A 24,617-nucleotide genomic window follows, 5' to 3' on the forward strand; every position below is an offset into this window, starting at 1 on the left:
AGGCATCAGCATGAAAGCCGTCGTCGTCACCGATTTCGGAGCCCGGCCCGAGCTCGTCGACCTGCCCACTCCCGAGCCCGGCGTCGGCGAGATCCTGGTCCGCGTCCACGCCGCCGGAGTGAACCCCTTCGACTGGAAGGTCACGGACGGCGCCCTCAGGGACTCCGTGGCGCACTCCTTCCCCCTGGTCATGGGCTCGGACGCGGCGGGCGTGGTCGAGAGGACGGGGACGGGCGTCACCCGCTTCCGCCCCGGGCACCGTGTCTACGGACAGTTCATGCGCCTGATCCACGGCCAGGGCTCCTACGCCGAGTACACCCTCGCCGAGCAGGACAGCGACATCGCCCTCATCCCCGACGGCCTCTCCTTCACGCTCGCCGCCGCCCTTCCCACCGCGAGCGTGACCGCCTACCAGGCCGTCCAGGCCGCGCGACTCGCCGCCGGACACACCCTTCTGATCAACGGCGCCGGCGGCGGCGTGGGCCAGTCGGCCATCCAGTTCGCCGCCCGGGCCGGGGCCCACGTCCTGGCCACCGGAACCGCTGATCTGGCCGACCACCTGCGCGATCTCGGCGCCGACACCGTCATCGACTTCACCCTGGCACCCACCCATGAGCAAGTGGCCGCCGCGTACCCCGAGGGCATCAACGCCGTCGTCGACCTCGTCACCCCGGCCGGCGGCGACATCAGCCCGATGGCCGGTCTGCTCCGCGCCGGCTCCACCCTGGTCAGCACCAACTACGCCACCGATCCGGACACCCTGGCCGCCCGCGACATCCTCGGCGTCAACCTCGGCAACCGCCCCACCGCCGAGACGCTGACGACACTCGCCGAACTCGCCGCCTCCGGCGAGCTGCGCGTCCGTATCGACGCGGAGGTCGCGCTCGCCGACGCCCCCGCCGCCATCGCCGAGGCACGTGCCGGCCATGCCACCGGAAAGACCGTCATCGTCCCCTGACGTGCAAGAACACATCACCGCACCCGGCCTTCCCATGGCCGACCCGACACCCTACGGAGCAGACATGAACCGAACAGCGCAGGTCGTGCGCTTCGACCAGTACGGCGATCGTGACGAGCTGTACGTCACCGATGTCCCGATGCCCGAGGCAGGGCCCGGGGAAGTCGTCGTCGAGGTCCGTGCCGCCGGCATCAACCCCTTCGACGCGATGATCCGCTCCGGGGTCATCCGGGATCTGTTCCCGGTGGACTTCCCGTCCGGCCAGGGCAGCGACCTCGCCGGAGTCGTCACGGCCGTCGGTGCCGGGACCGACGGGTTGGCCGTCGGCGACGAGGTGCTGGGCTGGTCGCCGAGTGGCGCCGCACAGGCGACGCATGTGGCTGTCCCGGCAATCCACTTGGTGGCCAAACCGCCTCAGGTGAGCTGGGAGGTGGCGGGCTCCCTGCACATGGCCGGCGCCACGGCCTACGCCGCACTGCGCGCAGTCGCTCCCCAGCCCGGGGAGACGGTCGCTGTGTCCGCCGCCGCGGGCGGGGTCGGTTCGTTCCTCGTGCAGATGCTCACCGGCCGGGGCGTGCGCGTGCTCGGCATCGCCTCGTCGGCCAATTCCTGGTGGCTACAGAAGCACGGCGTCGTCCCGGTGCCGTACGGGGACGGCCTTCTCGAGCGGCTTGAGCAGGCGGCGGGACCGGGCGGAATCGACGCGTTCATCGACCTCTACGGGCCGGAGTACCTCGACCTCGCCGTCGATCTCGGCATCAAGCCGGACCGCATCCAGACGACCGTCGCCATGGAACGTGCGGCGCAGCTCGGCGCCAGGACCGACGGCCGCCACAACGCGACCGCACGCGAGATCCTGGTGGAACTGGTCGGCCTGGTCGCCTCGGGTGCCGTCGAGCCTCCGGTCGCCGCGACGTACCCGCTCGACCGCGTGGCCGACGCCTTCGCGGAGCTGGAGCAGGGACACACCCACGGCAAGATCGTCCTGATCCCCTGACCGAGGCCACGGGCGAACGCGCGGGTGCAGTCGCCCCCTCCGTCACGTCCACGCTTCCTTTCCCTTTGTATCTCCCTTCCTCATACCTCTACGGAGAAACGCACATGACCGACCGTGCCGACCAGACCATCGACGCCCTGCGCGGCGGACACGACTATCTGACGGCCGTGGTGCACGGCCTCGCCTCCGCCGACCTCTCCCGGCCCTCCGGGGCGTCGGGGTGGGACGTGTCCCAGGTGCTCAGCCATCTGGGCAGTGGCGCCGAGATAAGCCTGGCAGTCCTGGAGGGCGCGCTGAACGCCACCGGCACACCCGACGAGAACTTCAACAAATCCGTGTGGGCGCGCTGGGACGACCTGTCACCCGTCGAGCGGGCCGAAGGCTTCGTGACGGCCAACGAGGCGCTGGTCAGCCGCTATGAGGGCCTCGACGCACAGACGCGCGAGGAACTGAAGGTCGACCTCGGTTTCCTGCCCGTGGCGGCCGATGTCGCCACGGTGGCCGGCATACGGCTCACCGAGTTCGCCCACCACACCTGGGACGTGGAGGTCGCCTTCGATCACAAGGCGCCCCTGCTCCCCGAGGTGACCGGACTGCTCCTCGACCAGGCCGGCCCGTTCCTGAACTTCCTCGGCAAGGCCGACGCCCTGGCCGCCCGCCCGGTCCGCATAGCCGTCCGCACCACCGCGCCCGAGCGCGCCTTCGGGCTGGAGGTGGGGAACGCGATCGCGCTCACCGACGAGCCGGAGCGGCCCGACGCCGTCCTGACCGCACCGGCCGAGTGGTGGCTGCGCCTCACCACCGGCCGCCACGCGCCCGAGCACACTCCGAGCGAGGTGTCTCTGACGAGCGCCTCCCTCACCCTCGACGACCTGCGACGGATCTTCCCCGGTTTCTAGCCGGCGGCTTGCCTCGGAGATCGCACATCGCACCGTGCCGAAGACAACACCTCGGCACGGTGCGGTGGTTCACCCGGTCAGGTCAGCGGGCGTTGAAGCGGTACGCCCCCGCCCGAGCCCGGTAGACCTTGTAGGCGGCGCCTCCGGAGGTGTCGTCGCGCACGAAGGCGACGCCTCGGGGAGCGGTGACGGACTTGCCCTGGGTGGGAACCCAGATCTCGGCCTCGGTGTTGTACGGGACGGTGACCGCCAAGTCGATTCTGCCGTCCGGGCGGCGGCGCCACTCCGAGGACACCTTGCCGCGCACGGTGTCGATCGACGCGCTGACGTGGCCGAGGGTCGCGGGCGACAGGTCGGTGTCCTGCGTGTCCTTCGGGACCAGGCTGTTGACCGCGGCCGCGGGGATGTACGGGCGGATGCGCAGTGATTCGTAGGCCGTTGAGGTCGGTCTGATGCCGGCCAGGCTCTGGTAGAACCAGGTGGCCACGTTGGAGCGGTAGTGGTGGTTGACCGAGAGCCGGTCGGTCCACTGTTCCCACAGCGAGGTGGCGCCCTTGGCGATCTGGTAGACGTAGCCGGGCAGGCCGGTCTGGGTGACGGCCTTGAGGGCGATGTCCGTGTAGCCGTACTCGCTGAGGATGTTGAACTCGTAGCGCGAGCCGTACATGTCGTTCTGGATGTGCTGGTCGGCCGCCGCGATCCGGTCGGCGAGGAGCTTCGCGAGGGCCTTCTTGTTCTCGTCGACCGTCTTCGCGCCAGCCAGGTAGCGGGGGTCGCCGGGGCTCAGGTCCGAGCCGGGGACCAGGTCGAAGGCGATGGCCAGGGTGTTCTCGCTGGAGATGCTGCCCTGGGTGAAGTGGCCCTGTACGGCGTCCCAGTAGTTGGCGATGAACGCCTTGCGCAGGGTGTGCGCCAACTGCGCGTAGTGGGCGGCGCGTTCGGTGTGGCCGAGTCTCCGTCCCACCTCGTCCATGTAGTCGCAGAAGTGGATGTAGAAGGCGAGGCTGATGACGGCGTTGCTGCCGGGGGCCTCGGCGCCGGAGTACGCACCGAGCGAGGCTTCGAACTTGTAGTCGTTCTCGGCGGTGAACAGCGTCTCGTAGTACGTCAGGAGCGTGTCCTGGTGGTCGTACAGCTCGGCGAACAGGCTGCTGTTGCCGTAGTACGTGTACAGCTCCCTGGGCATCACGAAGTACGCCGAGTCCCAGGCGGGCACCGCCTTCCACGTGGCGTTCCAGCCGGGGGTGTGGTCGTAGCCGTAGCCGCCCTTGGCGATGGGGACGAACATGGGCAGCTGGCCGGTGGAGATCTGGGTGTCGGGGAAGTGGCGCAGGTAGTTGGTGAAGACGGCGTTGACGTCCCAGGTGAGGGATTCGGACTCGGAGCTGGCCATGGCGTCGCCGGTCCAGCCGTTCTTCTCCCGTGACGGCGTGTCTGTGGGCTTCTGGACGAGGTTGTTCTGCTCGGACCACTCCAGGTTGCGCTGGAGGCGGTTGAGCAGGGCGTTGTCCGTGGTGATGGTTCCGGTACGGGCGAAGCCGGTGCGGGCGACGCCGACGGTCAGTACGTCCGCGTCCCGCATCAGGTCGGGGGCTCGTCCGAGGACCGCCTCCAGGTTGCCGACCTCCAGGCAGCGGAAGCCGAAGTGGCTGAACTGCTGCTCCCAGGTCTGCGCCGACCGCCTGCCGACCGTGTAGTAGTGCGTCTGGAGGTTGGCGTCGTGCTGGAAGTTCTCCTCCTCGACGGAGAGCGGAGAGCCGGCCGTGCCGTCGCCGCTGGTCCGGTTGCCGCCCCGGACGCGCAGGGTGAGGCCCTCCTTGTCGGAGCGCACACCGGTGAGCTGGAGGCGGACCAAGCCCGTCAGGATCTGGCCATAGTCCAGGATCCAGCTCCCCGAGCCGGGGGCCGTTTCGGTGATCGAGACCGGGCGCAGCGTCTGGCTGACCAGCACCGGCTCCGCCTCGTGGGCCCGCAGGACGGCCGGCTCGAAGCCCTCGGGGACCGTCGTGGCCGGCAGCGCGCCGTGATACTTCGGCGAGGGGCCGGCGCAACTGCCCGGCGGGATCAGGTCGGTCGCCGGACGCCACTCACGCCCGGCGCGGTAGCCGACCGAGCGCCAGTCGCCCAGCTGGTCGGCCCGGCGGGCGTCGTACTTCTCGCCCGAGTACACGGAGTCGAACGTCGTGGGCCCGTCCGTGCCGAGCCAGTCCTTGTCCGTGACGAGGGTGGTGGCGGAGCCGTCGGTGTACGTCACGACGAGCTTCGCGCGCAGGCGGGGCTGGCCCGAGTAGGGGGCGAGCTGCCAGTACCACTCCTGGGGCGTGGTCACGCCGTACCAGCCGCGCCCCAGTTCGGCGGCGACGACGTTCTCCCGGCCGGCCCGGAGCAGCTCGGTGACGTCGAAGGTGTCGTACAGGACCGTGCGGTCGTAGGTGCTCTGGTCGGTGAGCAGCCGGGGCACGTTGGTCCGGTTCCGGGCTGCCGGCCTGCCGTCGACGGTGATCGGGTCGCCGTTGACGGTGAAGGTGACGTTGCCGGCGGCGCTCAGGTGCAGGCGGGCCTTGGCGATACGGCGTCCGCGCGGCAGGGAGAACTCGCGGCGCAGTACCGGGGCCGGGTTGGCGATCGGCAGCACGCTGTTCCTGGCGGGGATGAAGGGGTTCTTGGGCGGGAAGGTCAGGCCCGCGAGGGTGCCGATGCCGGCCTCGAAGGGGTTGGCTCCCGTGGTGAGGTCGACGGAGAAGTCGGGGGCACCGGTGCCGGTCACCTCGACGCTGCGCACGGTGGCGGAGGTGGCGCCGAAGCCGAAGCTTCCGTGGCGGCGGATCTGGTCTCCGGTGAGCGTGCGGCTGTCGATCTCGATGCCGTTGACCGTGGTGGTCACCGTGAGGCCGCGGACCTCTATCCGGACGGTGTGGTCACGGGTGGCCCAGGTGTCCTTGGTCAGGCCGGTCGAGGCGGGGAGGGTGACCGTGCCGACCGGGACGCTGCGGGTGCCCGCGGTGGTGGGGTTGGTCTCGCTCTGCGGGTCGTAGTGGTCGACGCCCCAGTTCGGCTCGGAGGTGCCGTCGTCCACCCAGGTGTTTCCGGCGTAGTGGCTGGTCCTCATCACCAGCTGCATGTCGTCGCCGGACTGCCGGACGGTCCAGTTGAGGCCCTCGCCCCAGGTCTTGCCGATGGGTTCGGCACGCAGCAGCAGCGACAGCCCGGCGGCGGTGTCCGTGCCGCCGCGGAAGACGACGGTCGCGGTCAGGTCCTGCCAGTCGTGGTCCTGCGCGACGCGTCCCCCGATCCAGCGGGCGCCCGACCAGTCCTTCTCGCCCTTCAGCAGGCCGGTCTCCCACACCGCGGGCTCGCTCCAGGCACCGGGGGTGCCCTGTTCGTCCCAGGTCCGCACCTGCCAGAAGTACGACTGTTCGGACCGCAGCGCGCCACCCCCGTAGGTCGCTGCGATGCTGCTGGCGCTCGCCACCTTGCCACTGCGCCAGACGTCCGCCTTGCCGGGCCGAGTGCCGACCTGGACCTCGTACGCCGTCTGCCTGGCCACGGGAGGCACCCAGCTGAACGTCGGCGCGGTCTCCGTGCCGAGGGGCTCGACCCGCGAGTTGACCTGGAGCTTCGCAGGAGCGGGGCCGTGCCCCCCGAAGGCCGGCCCGCTCGCCGCCATGGCGGTCGGCGCGACGGCGAGCGGGAGGGAGGCCCCGGCTGCCGCCGCCGTCATGATGCCGATCATGTGTCGGCGGCTCAACGCACTTCTGTGTTCCTCGGCCACGGCTGAGATTCCTTTCGCCAGGGGTGTCCCTCCCCCGAAAACGCCTGGTCGCTTGCGGCTGCGCGTGGGGCGGCCATGAGCGATCAGACGATCTGAAACGTTTCAATACCTTCCAAGTGGAAAGCTTACGAATAACCTGCGCAGAAGCGCAATGGTCTCGTCGAGGACGACGCGCACCCGCCTGACGAGGTCATGCTGCGGTGTCGTCGAAGATCACGACCTCGCGGGTGAGGAGGAAGAAGCACAGTGCGGGCTGGAGGAGCACGCCGTGCTTCTCCGCGTGACCGGCCAAGGCCTGCTGATGGGCGCGGAAGCCCGTCAGGGCATCCGCCTCGTCGAACCACAAGGCGGAGTAGGCCTCGTACGCGGGCTGCTCCGACGCGCTTCCGAAGTACGCGGACATGCCGTCCCCGGGGAGGGCCGTGTTCCACTCGTGGCCGCGCAGGTACCGGGCGGGCCCGGACGGGTCGTCGAGCACGTCCTCGTACGCCCGTCGCAGGCCCTTCTGGAAGGCTTCCGGGGCGAGCCCGTCGGCGGCCTTCAGAAAGTGGAGGACCTTCACCGTGCCGTCCCCGGGTCGGGGCGCCTCGGCCTCGCCCTCCTCCTCGACGAGCAGGCTGAGCGCGGCCGGCTGGTCGCTGAAGTTGGCTGCGTCGGGGCCGACGACATCGCGCGCGTACGGGTCCGCGAAGGTCCGCCCCATGGACGCGAGATCGTCGAAGTACAGCTCGGTCACGGAGTCCCTGGGCAGTGTCAGCTGGTAGCCCACGTCCCCGATCGCGCCGTAGGCGCCGTCGAGGACGTGGTTCTGGACGTACCTGCGCACGGTCAGCCTGTTGGCGAGAGCTATCCCGCCGTGCACCTTCTCGATGTACCCGGCGTACTCGGTGCGGGTCATACCGGGACGTCGCCTGACGGCGGCCACCAACTTGATCATTTCCAGACTCCTGATGTGGGTGTACGGGTCGAGACCGCCTGGTCAGGGTGGGAGGGTGCCCTTCAGGGCCTCGGCGAGCAGGGAGCGGAGGGCTCCAGGGGTGACCGGTCGCGGGTTGGCGTAGGGCCGGGCCTCCGCCTGGGTGACGACCTCGTCCAAGTCGCGCTCGGCGAGGCCGAGTTCGGCGAGGGAGCGGGGAGCGCCGAGTTCGGCGGACGCTCGCGCGAGGTGCATCGGTACGTCGTCCGTGGCCAGCGCACGACGCAAGACCTGCTCGGCAGCAGGCACAGCGGGCAGGTTGAAGGCGGCGACGTACGGGAGCAGGACCGTGTGGGTGGCGGCGTGGGGCAGGTCGAAGGTGCCGCCGAGGATGTGGCAGAGCTTGTGGTGCAGCGACATGGTGGTGGCCGCCAGGCACGCCCCGCACAGCCATGCTCCGCGCAGCGCGTCGGTGCGGGCCCCCATGTCGCCGGGGTCGGCGGCGATGGCCGGCAGAGCTGCGGCCAGCGAGCGCACGCCTTCCTCGGCCATCAGGGACACGATCGGCGAGGCGTCGGGTGCGTACAGCGCTTCCACGGCGTGCGCGATGGCGTTGAATCCGCTGGTCACGGACACGTCCACGGGGAGTTGGAGGGTGAGTTGGGGGTCGTAGATCACGCTGCGCGGCAGGACGGACCGGTCGCGGCCGGTGCGTTTGCGACCCTGGTCGGTGAGTCCCCAGACGGGGGTCATCTCGGAGCCGGCATAGGTCGTCGGCACGCTGATCAGGGGCAGGCCCGCGGTCAGGGCGATCGCCTTTCCCAGGCCGACCGCGGAGCCTCCGCCGACGGTCAGGCAGCCGTCCGCGCCGGTGTCGCGTGCGGCTGCGCGGGCCTCGTCCGCGACGGCGACCGGTACGTGTGTCCGGGCCTCGGTGAACAACCCCGCGCACGTCTCACCCAGCAGGGTGGCGGCCTGCTCGGCGAGCGCACGCCGGCCCGGTGCGGCGAGTACCAGGAGCCGCCGCAGCCCCAACCGCTCGGCCTCCTCGGCCAGTTGAAGCAGGCTGCCGACGCCGAAGACCACGCGCATCGGCAGGGCCTCGTAGGTGAAGGTCATCGCGTCGGCTCTGCTTCCGGAGCCAGGACCATGTCGAACTCGGCGTGGATGAAAGGCACGTTAACGCCGAAGCGTTCGGCATCCCTCGTGTCGTGGGACTCGGTGAAGTCGGTGATCAGGCCCCGCTTGACCGCGAAGACCGCGTCCGAGTCGACGTACGGGCTACCGGCGACGAACGCGTGCGTGGTGACCGGCCGGTGGTGCTCGGCGCTCGCGATGAAGTGGACGTGAGCGGGCCGGTAGGGGTGCCTGCCGGTGGCTTCGAGGAGGCGGCCGACGGGGCCGTCGGTGGGGATCGGGTAGTGGGAGGGGACGACGGTCCGGAACCAGTAGCGGCCCTCGACGTCCGTGCGGAACAGGCCGCGCCCGTTTCCCTGCGGCTGTACGTCGGGTTGCTGCACGTCGTAGAAACCGTCCTCCGAGCACTGCCACACGTCGAGTTCGGCGTCCGGCAGCGGTGTGCCGTCGGCGGCGAGGACCCGCCCGGACACCACGCAGGGGCGGCCGGTGCCGAGGAGGTCGATGGAGGCGCCGAGTTCGCGGCGGGGGGACTCGGTCATGTGGAAGGGGCCGAGGACGGTGCTCTCGGTCCCTTCCTCGGACCCGTTCAGGGTCTCGACGAGCATGGAGACGCCGAGGACGTCGGAGAGGAGGACGAACTCCTGCCGGGTGTCGTCGCAGGTCCGGCCGACGGCGGTGAGGAAGCCGATCGCGGCCTCCCACTCCTCCATCGTGGGTTCGATGTCCCGTACGAAGTCGTGGAGGTGACGGGTCAGGCTCTCCACGATCTGCCGAAGCCGTTGGTCCTTGGTCTCCCGGAAGCTCTCCACCACCGCGTCGGTGGCGGTCTCGACGGTGAAGTCCACTGGTGGTCCTAACTGTTAACTGTTCGTGGTGAGGTGGTCGGTGAACCAGTCGCCGGTGAGCGCGTCGCGTTCGGCCGCGTGGTTGTAGAGGGTGTGCTCGCCGTCGGGCCAGATCCGGAGCAGGGAGGTGTCGGGGTCGGCGGCTCGGAGGAACGGCTCCTGGTCCTCGTAGCGGGCGAGGGGGTCGCGGCCGCCGTGCAGCAGGAGCAGCGGGCAGCGGATGCGGTGCTTGTCCGGGTCGAAGCGCAGAGCGTCCATGACCTCGGCCACCCGGCCCAGGTCGTCGGCGCCGGTCACGGCGGCCATCTGCTCACGGGCGGTACGGAATTCCGGGACGGCCGGTACGGCCGGAGCGCCGTTGACGACCACCGCGCCGACGCGCGGGTCGGCGGCGGCCAGGTGGGCGGCGAACAGGCCGCCGAAGCTGATGCCCTGGACGCCGATGGTCCCGTCGAGGCGGGGATGGGCCTCGACCAGGTCGACGAAGCGGGCGAAGCCGTCGGTGACGTGTTCGTCGGCGTACAGCCCGTGCCGCAGCCGCGACTCGCCCTGGCCGGGCCCTTCCGCCAGGAGACAGGCCAGTCCGCGCGCGGTGTACGCGTCGGCGACCGGCAGATACGCCGCTCCCCAGCCGCTGAGCCCGCCCCACACGATCACGGTGGCCCGGGGCGGGCCCGCCGGCAGGCACAGCCAGCCGCCGAGGACGCCGTCGCGGTACGGGATCTCCACACGCTCCACCTCGGGCGCGAGAGCGGCGGTCGCGGCGGTGTGCCGGGCGTACAGCTCCCGTTTCTCCGCGGTGTCGGTCTGGAACGCCATCTGCGCGAACATCAGGGCTGCGGCAGCGAACCGGTGCGCCTGCCGGGCGGTGACGGCGTGACCGTTCCTCTCGGCGAGCCGGGCGCGCTCCAGTTGGGTGTCGGCGAGTATTTCGGCGGCGTCCTGCCAGGAGAGTCCGGCGGCGCTGTCGGCGAGCAGGCGACGGGCGTCGGCCGGGTCCATCCCGCAGTCGGTGAGCCGGGTGAAGGGCATCGCCCGGTGCTGGGCTGCGACCAGCGGTGGCAGCTCCGCCTCTGCTCCAGGTTCTCCGGTCGTCATACGGCCACTCCCGCCGTCGTTCCGGACAGCGCGGCGTCGAGGTCGTCCACGAGCGCGCCCAGGTCCGTACTGTCGGCCGCCGTACCGAACAGCACGAAGTCAGGGCGTGCCAGATACGCGACCGCGTCGAGCCGCCGGAGGTACTCACCGTGCCGTCCGTCGAGGTCGGCGACCGTGTCGAGGGCCACCACGGCGCAGCCCAGGCGCTCCAGCCGGGCGAGCCGCTCCGGCCCGAGAGCAGCGGTGGGATCCTCGGCGGCGACCAGGGTGAAGCCGTAGCCGGTCAGGTCGTCGAGGCGTCCGGTGCGCCCGTCGGGCAGACGGATGCGGCCCTGCGGGGTGAGGGTGCCGATCGGTGCGTCGGTTCCCTGCCGCAGTACTCCGTCGCGCAGTGGCGGGAACGGCGGCGGAGGAGGCACCTTGCCCGCGAAGAAGGCCGCGTCCCGGGCGGCCGCCGCCTCGGCGTCGTGCGTGTTGGCGACCTTCCCGAGGCCGATCGCCGCGTGGGTGAGGGCGGTGACGTGCGGGCGGCGCTCGCTCTCGTAGGTGTCCAGGAGCGCGTCCGGCGACAGGCCGCCGAGTACTTGGTGCAGTTTCCAGGCGAGGTTGGTGGCGTCGCGAATGCCGCTGCACGCGCCCTGGCCGAGGTAGGGGGGCATGGTGTGGGCGGCGTCGCCGGCCAGGAAGACCCTGTCGGTCCGCCATCGGGTGGCGATGCGCGCCTCGAAGCCGTAGACCAGCTGCCGGATGATCCGCACGTCGTCCGGGCCCAGGTCGTGGTACTGGCGGAGCAGACGCCAGGCGGTCTCGGGGGCGGCCATCTCCTCCCGGGTCTCGCCCGGCAGCACAGCGAACTCGAAACGCTGGCGGGTGGCGCCGATGTTGATGGTCATGTGCCCGCGCGCGGGGTCGCAGTACTGGGTGCCGTACGCGAACTCCGGGGGCTGGGGGCGCAGCCACTCCGTGTCGATGTTGAGCCAGGGTTCGTTGAAGCCGAGGTCCTGGCGTTCCACGCCGAGCAGTTCACGTATCCCGCTGCGACTGCCGTCGGCGGCGATCACATGGCGGGCCCGGACCTCGTCGTGCGGGCCGTCCGCGCACACCGCGTCGGCGTTCCAGCCGCGCAGGCGCAGGGTGACGCCGTCGTCGTCCTGGTCGAGGCCGGTGACCGCCCAGCCCTGGCGGACGTCGACCGTCCCGTAGGCGCGCAGCCGCTTGTCGATCGCGTTCTCCACGTCCGGCTGGTACATGGAGATGTGGTCCGGGTATCCCATCGGGCCGTCGGGGTTCGCCGGGATGTCCACCAGGGTCTCGCCCTTGCCGTTGACCCACACGTACTGGCACATCGACGAGTCGTGCAGCGCCTCGTCGACGTCGCCCGCCGCCTGGACGGTCCTGGCCGTCTCGTCGTCGATGTGGGTGAGCCTGGGCAGCCCGTACAGCCCGGGCCAGCGCTCACAGACCACCACCCGGTGACCGAGCCGGCCGAGCAGGGACGCGGCCGCGAGGCCGGTCGGACCGTAGCCGACAACGGCGACGTCGTGGAGCGGAGTCATGGGACACCTCCAGGAACAGCCCCGCGCCGTTGCGAGGGGTGAGGTGGGAGAAGAGGGGCAGGGCGCGGACGGGCACACCCTCATGGATACGTGAGCAGCGGCTCACAGTTAATGTGAGTAGAGATTCACTTATCAGCAACATGGACGTCAAGAGCCCGGTCGATAAAATGCGCGAGTGACCGAGTCCACCGCCGCCAGGCCCGCCGCCCTCCAGGAACGCAGCCGCCGTTCGCAGCAGGGCATCCTCGATGCCGGGTACGCGCTGCTCGAGGAGGGCGGGGTGGACGCGCTGACCGTGGCCGCCGTCGCCGAGCGGGCCGGCATGGCGGTCGGCAGCATCTACCGCCGGTTCGGCGACAAGGAAGGACTCCTGCTGGCCATCCAGCACGCCTTCACCGAGAGCCTCCAGGCCGAGATCGTGGAGCGCATGTCCGTGGAGCGGTTGCGCATCCTGCGCGATCCGGCCGTGGCGATCGCGGAGGCGGTCGGCGCGATCAGTGACGCCTTCCAGTCGCACGAGGCCCTGCTGCGCGTCTTCCTGCTGCTCGGCACCCGGCACGAAGAGGTGCGGAAACAGGGCTCGCGCGTCAGCGTCGAGGGCAACCACCGCTTCGCCGAGGCGCTGCGCCACGCACCGATCACACATCGGGACCCCGAGGCCGCGCTGGACTTCGCCTTCCGCCTGATCTACGCCACCATCGCGCACCGCGTCACCCACGGCGAGTTCCTGGAGTCGGACCGCCCGCTGCCCTGGAACGAACTGCGCAGTCACCTCCAGACCGCGGTCGTCTCCTACCTCCTCAGCACCCCGGAAGGCCGCTGACCCTCGGCTCGCCGCCGCACACGAGTGCCTGCACGGGGCTTGACGGGCCATCCCGCATCTGTGAACTTATGCTCATCACCGACGTGAGCACCCATTCACATTTTACTTCCTCGCTGCCAACGTTCTCGTGACGACGGTCGAGCCCCTCCCCCGCCTCCGGAACCCCGTCGTGGCACGAGCGACTCAAGGGAGAGTTGTTGATGCATGCGACCGTGCCCCTGCCCACCTCCGACGTCGACCTGTTCGCCGACGACGTGCTTCGGGACCCGTATCCCGCGCTGCGCCGACTGCGAGAAGCCGGCCCTGCGGTCCGGCTGACGGCCTACGACGCCTGGATCCTTCCGCGCTACGAGCACGTCCGCTCCGCTCTGGCCGATCACGAACGCTTCTCGTCGGCGCACGGCGTCGGCTACGAGGACCGGTTCAACGCCCAGATGAAGGGAACCGTGCTGGCCAGCGATCCGCCGGACCACACCCGGCTGCGGGCGCTGCTCTCCGACAAACTCGCCCCCAGGGCCCTGGCGAAGCTCCGCAACCGGATCACCACCCTCGCGGACGACCTGGTCGCGGATCTCGTGGCCAAGGGCGGTTTCGACGCCGTCCCGGAGCTTGCCGCGGTGTTCCCGGTGACGGTGGTCGCCGACCTGGTCGGGCTGACCGAGGAGGCACGGGGACCGCTGCTGTCGTTCGCCGACGCGGCGTTCAACACCTTCGGCCCGTTCAACGCACGCGCGGCGGCCTCCATCCCCACGGTGGGCCAGATGTTCGAGTACCTCAACACCGTGATGGTGCCGGAGAACCTCGACCCGGACGGCTGGGCCGCCGCCATCCACCAGGCCGCGGACCGGGGTGAGATCGAGGCCGCCTCCGTCGTCCCGCTGCTGTCCGCCTACGTCATCGCCAGCATGGACACCACGATCAACGCCCTCGGCAGCACCATCCTGCTCTTCGCCCTGCATCCGCAGGCCTACCAGGAGGTGCGGTCGGAGCCGGGACTGATCGGCCCGGCGTTCGAGGAGTCACTGCGCCTGGAGTCCCCCGCACAGGGCTTCTTCCGGCGCACCAGCCGGGCGGTGGACATCGAGGGCATCACCATCCCCGCCGACACCAGGGTCCTGCTGTCCTTCGCCTCGGCCAACCGGGACGAGCGCAAGTGGGAGCGGCCTCAGGAGTTCCTGGTCCGGCGAAATCCGGTCGATCACGTCGCCCTCGGCTACGGCGTCCATGGCTGTGCCGGACAGGGCCTGGCCCGACTGGAGGCGCACGCCGTGCTCGGCGCACTGGTGCGGCGTGTGTCGTCGATCGAACTGGCCGGCGAGCCGGTCCGCAAGCTCAACAACGTGATCCGGGGCCTGGCCTCACTCCCCGTCACGGTACGCGCGGAAGGACAGTGAGATGCCCCGGATCCTGGTCGACTTCGACCGCTGCGAGGGCCACGGACTGTGTGAGCAGACCGCGCCCGAGGTGTTCCGGCTCGATGACGAAGGGGTGTTGCACCTCACCGGTGATGAAGTGGCGCCGAGCGAGGAGAGCGCCGTCTCGGCCGCTGTGCGGGTGTGCCCGGTCGCGGCACTGAAGGTCCAACTGTGAAGCGGGTCGTCGTGGTCGGCGGATCCATCGCCGCACTCACGGCGGTGCAGAGCCTGCGAGTCGAAGGCTTCGACGGCCGCGTGACCGTCCTGTCCGAGGAACCTCACCCGCCCTACTCGCGCGTTCCGCTGTCCAAGGGCGTCCTCGCCGGCCGGGAACCCGCGGAATCCGCTCTGCTTCCCCCGCCGGGCGACGACATCGAGTTCCGTACCGGGGCGCGGGCCGTTCGGCTGGACCCCCGCGGCCGTCTGGTGGTCCTGGCCGACGGCACAGAGGTGCCGTACGACGGGCTGGTCGTCGCCACCGGCGCCCGGGCCCGCCGCCTCACCGGTGACAGCGACCTCGTGGTGCGCACCCTGGACGACGCCGGGGCTCTCGCCTCCCGGCTGGCCACCGCGCGCAGCACGATCGTGCTGGGCGGCGGCTTCCTCGGCATGGAGGTCGCCACGACCTGCCGCGCCCTCGGCCTGGAGACCACCGTCGTCGACCTCGCGCCGCCGCTGCGCAGGCTGCTCGGGCCGTGGCTGGCCGAACTCGCCGTCACGGCCGCCCGTGATCACGGCATACGGGTCCTCGTCGCGCCGGACGGCGTCGCCGTGCTGGACGAACACCGCGTGCGCTGCGGCGATTCGGTCCTGGAAGCCGACGTGATCGTCTGCGCGGTGGGAGACGTGCCCAACACCGACTGGCTGAGGGACTCCGGCCTGCCCCTGAACGCCGGGGGCGGCGTCGCCGCCGACGCATGCTGCCGTGTCGCTCCCGGCGTGGTCGCCGCCGGGGACGTCGTATCGCGGCAGGGGCGTCGCACCCCGCACTGGACCAACGCGGTCGAGCAGGGGCGGGCGGCCGCGCTCGGCCTGTTGCACGGCGAGTCGGCACGCCCGTACCGGCCGGACCCCTATTTCTGGACCGAACAGTCCGGGCTGGACATCAAGATCAGCGGGGAACTGCCACTGACCGGCACTCCCGAAGTCCTCGCCGGCTCGGTGGACGCCCGCAGCGCGCTCCTCGCCTGGCATCACGACAGCGGGACGACCACGGCCGTCGCCGTCAACCACCGGCTCCCCGTCATCAAGCTCAAGCGGCTCGGGGCCGGGGCCCTCTCCGCTTCCCCGGCCCGTACCTGAAGGAGGACAACCATGCCCCTCCCGCACCACGCCCCCTACGATCCGCTCGATCCCGCCCACCACTCCGATCCCGCGCCCCGGCTCGCCGAGGCCCGCGACCGCTGTCCGGTGTCCGAGCCACGCCCCGGGGTGTACTTCCTCGCCCGGCACGACGACGTACGGGACGCCCTCGCGGACCACGGGGCGTACGCGTCCGTCGACAACTTCGCCCTGGAGGGCGGCACGAGGACGGCCGACCTGCCCGCGGTCCCGATCACCATGGCGGACCCGCCCTACCACACGGCGCTGCGCGCCCGTCTGCGGCGCTGGTTCGCTCCGGCCCTGCTCCGCAAGCAGGAACCGCGCGTCCGCGAGATCGTGGCCGGGGTCCTCGATGCGTGGCAGCCCGGCCAGAAGGCCGAGATCTACCACGATCTCGCCCGCCAGGTCCCGACGAGGGTGGTGTACGCCTTCCTCGGTCTGCCGGAGCAGGACTGGGAGCGCCTGCACCAGTGGGCCGACGCCATCGACGACATCCTCCCCGAACTCCGGACCGATATGCCCGAGTTCCTGGCAATCACCGGCTATCTCGGTGAGCAGCTCGCCGCCAGGGCCACCGCCCCACCCACCGGCAAGGACGTTCTGGACGGTCTCGTGCACCCCGCCGACGGCGAGCCGCCGCTCACCCCGGTCGAGACCGTCATTCACGCTTTCCAGCTGATCATCGCCGGCACGGACACCACCGCCAGTCTGATCACCAACCTCCTCCACGAACTGCTCGTGGACCGCAGCCGCTGGGAACGGCTGCTCGACGACCGGTCGCTCATCCCCGCGGCCATCGAGGAGTCGCTGCGCCACGACGCGCCCCTTCAGTACGTGCTGCGCACCGTGTCGCAGGAGCGGGAGATCTCCGGGTGTCCCGTGAAGCCCGGCGACCGCCTCGCCGTCAGCCTCCAGTCGGCCAACTGGGACGAACGGGCCTGGGGCGCCGACGCCGCGGACTACTCACTCGACCGTCCGGCGGGACAGGCCACCACGATGACCTTCGGCTACGGCATCCACACCTGCCTGGGCGCACCGCTGGCCCGGCTGGAGGCCCGCGTGGTCCTGGAGCAGTTGTTGGAGCGCTTCCCTGATCTGCGGCTCGCCCCCGGTTACCACCGCGCGCCGCCTCCAGGCCTCGTCATGGTCCGCCGCCCGGCTCGACTCGACGTCGTGCTCTGAGGCTTGCCGGCCGGCTGTCCCAGTCCGTCCACGCGACGGAGGCGGAGGGCCCGACCGCCCGGGCGAGAGCCGCTCTCCGGCGCGGCGCACGGGTAGGCACCAACTGACCACCCTGCCCGTACGTGGTGGTCGAGGGCGGCTGGTCGCCGGTCGGGCTACGACGCGACTGTCGGTTTCTCCCCCGGCTGCGGCGTCACCGCCGTTGTCGCGCCGACGACGTCACAGCCGTGGGAGTCGTTCATGGCGCCCAGCCACGCGGCCGGCAAGTCACCCAGGACCTGGGCCTGTTCGGCTGGGACGACAACGAGATCGGTCAACCACCATTCTTTCAGGCAGAGTTGCGGCGCGGGGCTTGTGCCTGTCAGCTCCGGCACGACCCGCGCCTCGCGCGGCAAGGCCTGTCCCTCCGCGCCCGGCCGCCGGCCACATCGCCCAGCGCGGGCCGCCCTTTCCGCGAGCCGGCGCACAGGACGACGGCCCGGGATGCGCCGGGGAGGCGATGGGGGCGCCGGGGCCGGTCAGTCGGGCTTGGACGCCCACGCCGTCTCGACCGCGTCCGCGAGCGCCTCCCCCTTCGCGAAGCCGTAGTACGCGGCGAACTGCAACACGATCTCGTCCATCTCCTCCTTGGTGAGGTCGCCGGAGTGGAGCGCGGAGGTGACGTGCGTCTGCAACGGAACGGGTGAATCGTCGAGCGCGACACTGGCGACCGTGATGATCCGGCGTTCCCGGCGCGTCAGCCCGGGCCGCTGCCAGACATGCCCGAACACAAAGCCGAGGATGCCGGCCTGCCGGTACGGCGAGTTCGTCGGCGGCGCGGGCATGAGGTTGACGTCGATGAACTCCTCCACGCCGCGCTTCAACCGCTCGTCCCACACGCCGGGGCCCAGGGTGTCGTTCGTCAACTGCGGCCAGGGCGGGGTCTCCTCACCGCGCTCGCGGTGGATACGGTCCCACTGCCGGGCGACGGCCCCTTCCAGGTGCGAGGCCTTGGGCCAGCCGCAGTACACCGCGAAGTGCAGGACGAACTCCAGCATGGCCTCGAGTTCTATGTCGCCGCCGACGAGTGCCGCGTGGACGTGCTCCTCGATGGGCCGGGGGGAGTCGGCGGCGGCCACGCACGTCAGCGTGACCCAGCGCCGGTCCCGACGGCTCAGTCCGGGACGCGACCACACCTCACCGAACAGGAAGTCACGCGATGCCCGGCCGAACGGGGTGGCCGGCTCGGGTGGTTGGGTGGTGGTCATGACCTCGGCCATCGTCCTTTCCACGCGGCCGTCGTCCCTGAGGTGGTCCATGGGGTGCCTCCTGGTGCCGGGATAAGGATTCGGGAGTGGGCGTCAGGCGCGGATGAAGACGTTCTTGGTCTGGAGGAACTCGTAGAGGCCCTCCTTGCCGCCTTCACGGCCGTAGCCGCTCTGCTTGTAGCCCCCGAACGGGGCGCCCGGCGGCTGGCCCGAGGCGCCGTTGACGAGCACGGTGCCCGACTGGAGCAGGGGCACGATGCGCTGCACCCGTGCCACGTCGCGGGTCTGCACGGCGCTGCCCAGGCCGTAGGGCGTGGAGTTGGCCAGTTCGACCGCCTCGTCCTCGCTGTCGAAGGGGGTGATGGACAGCACCGGCCCGAACACCTCGTGCTGAGCCACCTCGCTGTGCGGGTCCACGTCGGCGAGGACCGTCGGTTCGACGAAGTAGCCGTCACGGTTGTCCGGCGGCAGCTGCGACGGGTCGGTGGCGCGGCCGCCCACGACCACCCGGCTGTCCTTGGCCGCCCGTTCGATCACGCCGAGGATGCGTTCGTGGGCCGCCTTGCCGATGACGGGGCCGAGTGCCGTCCCCTGATCGAAGGGATCCCCGACGCGCAACGCGGCCGCGGCCTCGGCGGTGGAGCCGACCACCCGGTCGTACACGTCGCGGTGTACGAGCATGCGGGTGGTGAGGTTGCAGCCCTGGCCGGAGAGCGTGTAGCAGGACCGGACCGTCTCCGCGACCGCCGCGTCGAGATCGGCGTCGGGGAAGACGATGTTCGCCGTCTTCCCGCCCAGTTCGAGCAGGACCGGCTTGAGCGTGTGGCGTGCCGCGTCGAGGATCTTCTTCGCGGTCGGGATCCCGCCGGTGAAGGAGATCTTCGCGACGTCGGGGTGCCGGACCAGTCGGTCGCCTGCCTCGGGACCCCCTGGCAGGACGTGCAGCACACCCGGTGGCAGCCCGGCCTCCAGGGCGATCTCGGCGAACCGGGCCACGGTGAAGGGAGCGAGTTCGGGGGCCTTGACCACGACACAGTTCCCGGCAGCGAGCGCAGGCGCGATCTTCATACCGACCGACATGATCGGACCGTTCCAGGTCAGGATGGCGCCGATGACCCCGTACGGCTCCGGGACGGTGTAGTCGAGGCCGGGGACCATCCGCGGACTCGGTGGAATCGTCGCGCCCTCGATCTTGTCGGCCCAGCCCGCGTAGTAGCCGAACCAACCCGCGCACAGGTGTGCCAGCGCCGCCGACATGCGGAAGGGGACGCCAAGTTCAAGGGTGTTGAGCCGTGCTAGTTCGGAGACGCGCTCCAGCATCAGCTGTTCCACGCGCTGGAGGATGCGGCGGCGTTCGTCCGGGGACATCGCCCGCCATGCGGGGAAGGCGGCTTTGGCCGCGGCGACGGCGGCGTCGACCTCCTGAGGTCCGCTCAGCAGGACGGTACCGTTCGCGCGGGCGGTCGCGGGGTTGACGTGGTCCATCTGGCCGGCGGACGTCCGGTCGAGCCAGGTTCCGTCGACGAGGGGGCCGGTGGTGCCGAGGTCGTGGGACAGGGCTGGGGAGGAGGTCATGTCGGTTCCGCCTTGGTGTCGTCCGGGTGGGGCGGTGCCAAGCTCTTCGCTGGATGTCTGGATGTGCGGTGACGAGGTGTGGGCCGGTTAGGGCTGCCGAATTCGGCGAAGCCGCTTGGAGAAGGGGTGCTCAGGTCACCGGAGGCTCGGCCAGCGTCGACAGGGTGTGCGCGGCCAGGTCCGCCAGTATCCGGGGTCGTGGGCTCTTGGCCGCATCGGCGACGTCGAGCATGATGCCGACGTCCTTGCGCAGGAGCGGCAGGGCCTTGTGCAGCCCGGTGGTGTCGAAGCCGGACGCGGTCAGGATCGCCGCCGCCCGGCTGCCGCCGCTGCCGTGTGCCAGCACCTGCGCGACCGCCGCTCGGTCCATGCCGAGACCGTCGGCGAAGGAGAAGGTGTCCAGCGACAGGCCGACCTGGGCGGTGAACACGAAGTTGTTGAGCAGCTTGGAGAGTTGGCCGCTGCCCAGGGGGCCGAGGTGGATCACCGGGTCGGCGAAGGTCTCGAACACCGGGCGGCAGCGCTCGACGTCGGACTCCTGTCCGCCGGCCATCACCAGGAGCCTGCGCTGTGCGGCGGCGCCGCCCCCGCCGCTGACCGGGGCGTCCACGACGGCGACCTCGCGCTTGGCCGCCTCGTCGGCGATGTGCCGGCAGGTGTCGGGGTGGATCGTGGAGTGGATGGCCACGACTCCCCCGGGAGCCATGCCCGCCAGGACGCCGTCAGGCCTCAGGAGTACGTCCTCGACGTCGGCGTCGGCGACGACGCACAGGCACACGATGTCGCTCGCGGCCCCCAGCTCGGCCGGTGTGGCGGCCACGGTGGCGGCGGTGTCGGCGAACGCATCCGTGGACACGCGCCGACGTGCCCACAGTGTCAGGGGAAACGACTCCTCCGTGATGCGACGGGCCATCGGCGCACCTTGGCTGCCCAGCCCTATGAAGCCGACCCGTGTCATGGATGTCCCTTCCTCTGAGCGCCGGTTCGGACGCTCCGGCCCGTGCGTGGTGGGAGTGTGCCGGTCACAGCCGCGTCACCCAGCCGCCGTCGACGCTGATCGCCTGACCGTTGATCCATTCGCCGGCCGGGGAGGCGAGCAGGAGCAGCGTGCCGAGGAGGTCTTCCGCGGGCGCGGACTTCTTGCCCGGGATGGAGGCCGCCAGAGCGGCGCGCGCGGGATGGTCCGCCGGCAGGCTGCGCATGCCTGGTTCGTTCTCCACCAGGCCGGGAGCGATGGCGTTGACGTTGATGCCGAGCGGGCCGAGCGAGCGGGCGAGTCCGACGGTGACACTGACCAGGGCGAGTTTGCTGACCGCGTAGATGCCCCCGCCCATGAAGGCGCCGGCGGACACCTGGTTGATGATCCGCCCGCCGCCGCGCTCGACCATCGACGCCTTGACCGCTCCCGCGCACACGACGGCGCCCAGCACGTTCACGCGCATGACCCGGTCGAACCAGTCCGTGGGCAGGTCCAGGATGTCCACCTGGGGGATCTCGGCCATGAGGGCGGCGTTGTTCACCAGGATGTCGATGCCGCCGAAGGCGGCGGTCGTCTTCTTCGCCATGTCGGCCGCGGATGCGCGGTCGGTGATGTCGACCTGCACGCCGAGTGCGTGCAGACCGTCGGAGGTCAGCGCCGTGGCGGCGCTCTCGGCGCCTTCGCTGTTGAGGTCGGCCAGGACGACGGCGGCGCCGGCCTCGGCGAGCGCCCGGCCGTAGACCTGGCCGATGGCGCCGGCGCCGCCGGTCACGACGGCGACCTTGCCGTCCAGGCGAAGCCGGTCGAGTGTGCTGCTCATAGGGCGTCCTTGGTCAGGCGGGACAGATAGGCGTCGACATCGGTTCCGTGTTCGCGCAGTTCGTCGGCGGCTTCCTGTGCGGTGAGGAGGAGGAAGCGGTTCTCGGTGACGCCGTCGGCGACGAGTTCGCCGACCGCTTCGGCATCGAGAACGGGGAAGGCCGGCCCACGCGGCGGTGCCGGTTGTCCGTAGAAGGTGATCTGTTCGACGATGTTCGTGGCGACGCCGGCCGGGCACAGGCACGAGACGCCGATACCGCGCGGGCGCAGGTACAGCGCGAGTGCTTCGGACAACCCGACCACTGCGTGCTTGGTCGCGGTGTACGGCAGCCGGTCGAATCCGTAGGGCAACAGGCCCGCCGTCGAGGCGGTGTTGACCAGGTGGCCCGACCCCTGCTCCAGCAGGACGGGGAGGAAGATCAGGTTACTGCGCACCACGCCCAGCAGATTGACGTCGACGACGCGTTGCCACGCTTCGAAGGGGATGTCCTCTACGGGGCCGACAGCCAGGATCCCGACGTTGTTCATCACCAGGTCGACGCGGCCGTAGCGGTCGAGAGCCGCGTCCCGAACCGCTTGGAGGTCGTCGAGGCTGGTGACGTCGCACCCGGCGGCGAGGGACTGGGGCCCGAGTTCGTCGGCGACGGTCCGCGCCCGCTCGCCGACGAGGTCGGTGACCACCACGCGCGCGCCGCGCCGGGCGAAGGCATGGGCGGCGGCGCGGCCGATCCCGCTGCCGGCGCCCGTGACCACCGCGACGGCGTTGTGCAGATCGATGCTCATCAGACAGCCGTTCCTCTCCTCTGCTCACGGACGGAAGGCGGGTGTTCAGGGGTGGAGCGGCAGGGCCGGTTCCTGCGGATCGGTCTCGACGAGGGCGGTCGATGTCGCCGGGGACACCGGGGCCTGGAGGAATCCGACCAGGCCGTCGAGCAGGTCCCCGACGTGGACGGCGAACGGCAGTACGTGCCCGTCGTGCGCCCGGGTCCGCTCACGCTCGGACGCGGCGTGCACTCCGAACGCCAGGGCCTGCGCGATGCGATGGCCGCGCAGCGGCTCGGGAATGTGCCCCAGCAGCCCACCGACTCGCTCGACGAATTCCCTTGTGGGCCTGCTCAGTTCGGCGGGGAGGCGTGCGAAGACATCTCCGCGGCCGTGCTGTTGCAGCATCGCGACGAAGCTCAGGTAGTGGCTGCCTTCCTGCTCCCCCAGTTCCAGGACCGGCAGGATGTGACACTCGACCCAGGACCTGAGATCGCCCGGGCGCCGCCGGGCGACCAGAAGCCTGCGTCGCTCGTTCAGGCCGGGCAGGCGGTACTCGAAGATCTCCTGGACCAGACGTTCCTTCGAGCCGAAGTGGTACTGCACCGCCGTGTTGTTGCCGTTTCCGGCGGCCGCGCTGATCTGTCGCAGGGACACTCCGTCGAGGCCGTACTCGGCGAACAGGCGCTCGGCGGCCAGGACGATCTGTTCCTTCACGGACGGTCGAACCACGACACCGACCTCATCGAGAGTGGCGATTCGCAAGATCGAGAATGTCATTTCCGTATGACGCAAATGTAACTACACCCTGCTGGTGAAGTCAACTGCCTTAGCAGTCAGGCAGTTGACTTCACCTGGGGTCGTCCCTCAGAGGTCGGGCGGGAAGACCCGCTCGCCGGTGTCGGCGTCCGTGATGCCGATGGCCTCGATCGGGCACGACTCGGCCACTTCCAGCACCGCTTCGGAAGCCGGCAGCGTCTCGGACCTCGCGCGTCCCTGCCCGCCCTCGTCGAGTTCGAACTCCTCGGGCGCGGAGGCCACGCACAGACCCGTACGGACACACACCCGTTTGTCGACCTCGACGCTCCACCGACCGGCCGTCATCGGGCTCCTTCGACGACCAGCGGCAGTGTCTTCCAGCCGCGGACGGTCGAGGTCTGCGCCAGCTCCGCGTGGTCCCAGTCCACGTCCCAGGCCGGGAACCGCTTCAGGATCTCCTCCGCCGCCACCCTGCCTTCCAGCCGGGCCAGGGCCGCGCCCAGGCAGTAGTGGGCGCCGACGCCGAAGCTCAGGTGCTGGGTGACCCGGTGGATGTCGAACCGGTCCGGGTCGGGGAAACGCCGGGGGTCGCGGTTGGCGGCGGCCTGGATGAAGAGCATGGCGCTGCCTGCCGGCACCGTACGGTCGTACAGCTCCACGTCCTTGGTCACATGGCGCGCGGTGAACGGTCCGGTCGGCTCGAAGCGCAGGATCTCCTCGACGGCGTTCGGGATGAGAGACGGGTCGGCCGCGAGCTCACGGCGTGCTTCGGGGTAGCGGGCCATCAGGGCGCCGAACCAGCCGATGAGGCGGCCCGTCGTCTCGTTGCCGGCGCCGGCGACCACGGTGCAGTACGTCAGGACCTCCTCGTCGGTGAGTGTGCGCGTGACGCCCTTCTCGTCTTCGAACTCGGCGGTCATCAGCTCCGTCATGAGGTCGTCCGAGGGGTGCTGCTTGCGCCACTCGATGTAGTCCCGGAACGCCTCGGTGCTGAGGATGTCCTCCTTGTCGATCTTTCCGCCGTCCTCGGTGTTCAGCGTCTCGTCGGTGCGGTCGCGGATGGCGGGCTGGTCGGCCTCCGGGATGCCCAGGAGCATCCCGATCACCCGCATCGGCATCTCGGCGCCGACGGCCTCGACGAGGTCGAACCGGTCGGCACCGGTCACCGGTTCCAGCGCGCGTCGGCAGAAGGCCCGTACCCGTGGCTCCAGGCCGGCGAGACGGCGGGGGGTGAACACCCGGGCGAGCAGACGGCGGTGGATGTCGTGGACGGGCGGGTCCTCGAAGATCAGGGTGCCGGGCGGGAGTTCGATGTCCGCCTGGACGATCTCCAGGATGTCGCCGCGTGCCGAGGAAAAGGTCTGCCAGTCGGCGAGGCCGCGCTGGACGTCGGCGTGGCGGGTGACGGCGTAGAAGTCGTGCCGGTCGTTGTAGTAGAGCGGCGATTCCTCGCGCAGCCGCTCGTACAGGGGATAGGGGTCGCGGGCGAGAGTGGGGTCGTAGGGGTCCCAGTAGACCGGGTCGGCAGTGGTCACGGACACACCTCCCTATG

At 70.6% G+C, this 24,617-nt stretch carries 23 protein-coding genes; 8 read left to right on the forward strand and 15 right to left on the reverse strand.

Features of this window, described 5'->3' with window-relative positions:
- The first annotated feature begins 10 nt into the window (after positions 1–10).
- From ACWCRB_RS01215 to ACWCRB_RS01225, 3 genes are all read left to right on the forward strand, one after another.
- Entirely contained in the window at positions 11–958 is a 948-nt protein-coding gene (locus ACWCRB_RS01215; RefSeq protein WP_450994005.1) for an NADP-dependent oxidoreductase, read from the forward strand.
- A gap of 64 nt (positions 959–1,022) precedes the next feature.
- On the forward strand, positions 1,023–1,955 hold the full coding sequence (locus tag ACWCRB_RS01220; protein ID WP_450994006.1) for an NADP-dependent oxidoreductase: 933 nt from the start codon (positions 1,023–1,025) through the stop codon (positions 1,953–1,955).
- A 104-nt stretch (positions 1,956–2,059) separates the two neighbouring features.
- Positions 2,060–2,854, forward strand: coding sequence for a maleylpyruvate isomerase family mycothiol-dependent enzyme (locus ACWCRB_RS01225; RefSeq protein ID WP_450994007.1), 795 nt, complete (start codon positions 2,060–2,062; stop codon positions 2,852–2,854).
- Positions 2,855–2,936: 82 nt separating this feature from the next.
- Here the strand turns inward: ACWCRB_RS01225 and ACWCRB_RS01230 are convergent, their stop codons facing one another.
- The 6 genes from ACWCRB_RS01230 to mhpA form a co-directional block, all read right to left on the reverse strand.
- Positions 2,937–6,626, reverse strand: a complete 3,690-nt coding sequence (locus tag ACWCRB_RS01230) for a family 78 glycoside hydrolase catalytic domain (protein ID WP_450994008.1) — start codon at positions 6,624–6,626, stop codon at positions 2,937–2,939.
- 190 nt (positions 6,627–6,816) lie between these two features.
- On the reverse strand, positions 6,817–7,563 hold the full coding sequence (locus ACWCRB_RS01235; protein WP_450994009.1) for an EthD domain-containing protein: 747 nt from the start codon (positions 7,561–7,563) through the stop codon (positions 6,817–6,819).
- Between the two features lie 42 nt (positions 7,564–7,605).
- Complete coding sequence (locus ACWCRB_RS01240; RefSeq protein ID WP_450994010.1) at positions 7,606–8,661, reverse strand: maleylacetate reductase; 1,056 nt, start codon at positions 8,659–8,661, stop codon at positions 7,606–7,608.
- Positions 8,658–9,527 (reverse strand): dioxygenase family protein, encoded by an 870-nt coding sequence (locus tag ACWCRB_RS01245; protein ID WP_450994011.1) that lies wholly within the window; start codon positions 9,525–9,527, stop codon positions 8,658–8,660. The genes ACWCRB_RS01240 and ACWCRB_RS01245 overlap by 4 nt, the downstream gene beginning before the upstream one ends.
- Positions 9,528–9,542: 15 nt before the next feature.
- Positions 9,543–10,625: an alpha/beta hydrolase family protein gene (locus tag ACWCRB_RS01250; protein ID WP_450994012.1), complete on the reverse strand. Its 1,083-nt coding sequence runs from the start codon at positions 10,623–10,625 to the stop codon at positions 9,543–9,545.
- Positions 10,622–12,181 (reverse strand): bifunctional 3-(3-hydroxy-phenyl)propionate/3-hydroxycinnamic acid hydroxylase MhpA, encoded by a 1,560-nt coding sequence (gene mhpA, locus ACWCRB_RS01255; protein ID WP_450994013.1) that lies wholly within the window; start codon positions 12,179–12,181, stop codon positions 10,622–10,624. Before mhpA ends, ACWCRB_RS01250 begins: the two co-directional genes overlap by 4 nt.
- A gap of 175 nt (positions 12,182–12,356) precedes the next feature.
- On the opposite strand from mhpA, the gene ACWCRB_RS01260 reads away from it, so the two are divergent.
- The 5 genes from ACWCRB_RS01260 (at position 12,357) to ACWCRB_RS01280 (ending at position 16,924) form a co-directional block, all read left to right on the forward strand.
- Positions 12,357–13,004, forward strand: a complete 648-nt coding sequence (locus ACWCRB_RS01260; RefSeq protein WP_450994014.1) for a TetR/AcrR family transcriptional regulator — start codon at positions 12,357–12,359, stop codon at positions 13,002–13,004.
- A 200-nt stretch (positions 13,005–13,204) separates the two neighbouring features.
- Entirely contained in the window at positions 13,205–14,398 is a 1,194-nt protein-coding gene (locus ACWCRB_RS01265) for a cytochrome P450 (RefSeq protein WP_450994015.1), read from the forward strand.
- 1 nt (position 14,399) lies between these two features.
- Positions 14,400–14,594, forward strand: a complete 195-nt coding sequence (locus tag ACWCRB_RS01270) for a ferredoxin (protein WP_450994016.1) — start codon at positions 14,400–14,402, stop codon at positions 14,592–14,594.
- The gene (locus tag ACWCRB_RS01275) at positions 14,591–15,721 is read left to right on the forward strand and encodes an NAD(P)/FAD-dependent oxidoreductase (protein WP_450994017.1); all 1,131 of its coding nucleotides are present in this window, start codon (positions 14,591–14,593) and stop codon (positions 15,719–15,721) included. Before ACWCRB_RS01270 ends, ACWCRB_RS01275 begins: the two co-directional genes overlap by 4 nt.
- Positions 15,722–15,733: 12 nt before the next feature.
- A complete protein-coding gene (locus tag ACWCRB_RS01280; RefSeq protein WP_450994018.1) occupies positions 15,734–16,924 on the forward strand; it encodes a cytochrome P450 in 1,191 nt (396 codons plus the stop codon).
- A 155-nt stretch (positions 16,925–17,079) separates the two neighbouring features.
- On the opposite strand, the gene ACWCRB_RS01285 is transcribed toward ACWCRB_RS01280, so the two are convergent.
- From ACWCRB_RS01285 to ACWCRB_RS01325, 9 genes are all read right to left on the reverse strand, one after another.
- Positions 17,080–17,241 carry a hypothetical protein gene (locus ACWCRB_RS01285; protein WP_450994019.1) on the reverse strand — a complete coding sequence of 54 codons (162 nt, stop codon included), beginning with the start codon at positions 17,239–17,241 and terminating at the stop codon, positions 17,080–17,082.
- Positions 17,242–17,442: 201 nt separating this feature from the next.
- Positions 17,443–18,222 carry a carboxymuconolactone decarboxylase family protein gene (locus ACWCRB_RS01290; RefSeq protein WP_450994020.1) on the reverse strand — a complete coding sequence of 260 codons (780 nt, stop codon included), beginning with the start codon at positions 18,220–18,222 and terminating at the stop codon, positions 17,443–17,445.
- Positions 18,223–18,264: 42 nt separating this feature from the next.
- Positions 18,265–19,746 (reverse strand): aldehyde dehydrogenase family protein, encoded by a 1,482-nt coding sequence (locus tag ACWCRB_RS01295; RefSeq protein ID WP_450994021.1) that lies wholly within the window; start codon positions 19,744–19,746, stop codon positions 18,265–18,267.
- A 130-nt stretch (positions 19,747–19,876) separates the two neighbouring features.
- Complete coding sequence (locus tag ACWCRB_RS01300; RefSeq protein WP_450994022.1) at positions 19,877–20,704, reverse strand: NAD(P)-dependent oxidoreductase; 828 nt, start codon at positions 20,702–20,704, stop codon at positions 19,877–19,879.
- 64 nt (positions 20,705–20,768) lie between these two features.
- Positions 20,769–21,545: an SDR family oxidoreductase gene (locus ACWCRB_RS01305; protein ID WP_450994023.1), complete on the reverse strand. Its 777-nt coding sequence runs from the start codon at positions 21,543–21,545 to the stop codon at positions 20,769–20,771.
- A complete protein-coding gene (locus ACWCRB_RS01310) occupies positions 21,542–22,327 on the reverse strand; it encodes an SDR family oxidoreductase (RefSeq protein WP_450994024.1) in 786 nt (261 codons plus the stop codon). Before ACWCRB_RS01310 ends, ACWCRB_RS01305 begins: the two co-directional genes overlap by 4 nt.
- A 45-nt stretch (positions 22,328–22,372) precedes the next feature.
- Positions 22,373–23,071, reverse strand: coding sequence for a TetR/AcrR family transcriptional regulator (locus ACWCRB_RS01315; RefSeq protein ID WP_450994025.1), 699 nt, complete (start codon positions 23,069–23,071; stop codon positions 22,373–22,375).
- A gap of 102 nt (positions 23,072–23,173) precedes the next feature.
- On the reverse strand, positions 23,174–23,410 hold the full coding sequence (locus tag ACWCRB_RS01320) for a ferredoxin (RefSeq protein WP_450994026.1): 237 nt from the start codon (positions 23,408–23,410) through the stop codon (positions 23,174–23,176).
- Positions 23,407–24,600, reverse strand: coding sequence for a cytochrome P450 (locus tag ACWCRB_RS01325; RefSeq protein ID WP_450994027.1), 1,194 nt, complete (start codon positions 24,598–24,600; stop codon positions 23,407–23,409). Before ACWCRB_RS01325 ends, ACWCRB_RS01320 begins: the two co-directional genes overlap by 4 nt.
- Positions 24,601–24,617: the final 17 nt, after the last annotated feature.

Source organism: Streptomyces sp. NPDC002156 (assembly GCF_053593675.1).